Source organism: Fusicatenibacter sp. (assembly GCF_977045365.1).
Genome location: NZ_CDRRUH010000094.1, coordinates 1 through 1,231, shown reverse-complemented (window position 1 = coordinate 1,231; position 1,231 = coordinate 1). Strand labels below are relative to the sequence as shown.

The 1,231-nt window shown below is 49.6% G+C and carries 1 pseudogene; it reads right to left on the bottom strand.

Annotated features, from left to right (window positions below):
- Positions 1-1,118: pseudogene (locus tag ACY2VW_RS13740) on the bottom strand (alanine/glycine:cation symporter family protein); the annotation flags it as partial.
- Positions 1,119-1,231 lie beyond the last annotated feature (113 nt).

The following is a 1,231-nucleotide window of genomic DNA, read 5'->3' as shown; positions in this document are numbered from 1 at the left end:
GCGAACGCGGTGAGCAGCGAAACCCAGTTTCCGTATGTAAGGGTAAAACCGCTGATGGTCAGCTCTGCGCCGGCAGCCTGTCCGTAGGTGATGGAAGTACCGCTGCAGAGAATAACAAGTGCAGTTAAGGTACAAATCACGATCGTATCAGTAAATACCTCAAAGATACCGAACATACCCTGTTTGACTGGTTTTTTTGTGTCGGCACAGGCATGCGCGATCGAACCGGTACCAAGACCTGCCTCGTTTGAGAAAATACCGCGGGACACACCTTTTTTCACACTCATGATCATGCTTCCGACGATACCGCCTGTAACAGCAGAGGGACGGAAGGCGCCCTCAAGGATCGATACGAAAACAGACGGAATCCGGTTGAGATTCAGCAAAATTACACCGATGGCAAGGACAATATAAAACAGAGCCATAAACGGAACGAGCTTTTCTGTTACCTGTGCGATCCGTTTGACACCGCCGAGCAGGATCAGCGCTACGAGTGCCGCAATAATGATACCCTGAATCAGGTTGGAGGTCGGGATCGCGTCTTTTGAGATCACATGGTAATTCATCAGTGCGGAGTTGACTGCGGTTGTGATGGTGTTGACCTGCGTTGCATTTCCGGTTCCGAACACAGTCAGTACACCGAAAGCAGCGAAAAGATAGGCCAGAAAATGCCATTTTTTGCTGAGACCGTTTTTGATGTAATACATCGGTCCGCCGACGAGTTCCCCGTTGGCGTTTTTCTCGTGATAGAAAACAGCCAGTGTTACCTCGGCAAATTTCGTACACATGCCGAGCAGGGCGGAAACCCACATCCAGAACACGGCACCGGGTCCGCCGATAGCGATAGCGCCGGCAACACCGGCAATATTACCGGTACCGACCGTGGCGGCAAGTGCTGTACAGACCGCCTGGAACGGTGTAATTGCGCCATCGGAAGCATCTCGTTTGCGGAACATTCTTCCGAGCGTTGTGCGGATCGCATACGGGAATTTTCGAATCTGGAGAAAACGGGTGCGCAGACTCAGGTAAAGGCCGACACCGAAAATGCAGATCATAGCCGGAACACCCCAGATAAAATTGTTCACGGCAGTGTTGATGGTTTCAATCAGTTGGAGCATAGATACCTCTTTCTTTTTCATAAGCAGAAGCACTTTCTTGGAAGATCAGTGCTTTCATAAAGTAACACAATGCAAAAAGTATATCATCTCAGACGAGATTTGCAAGTTTTTTT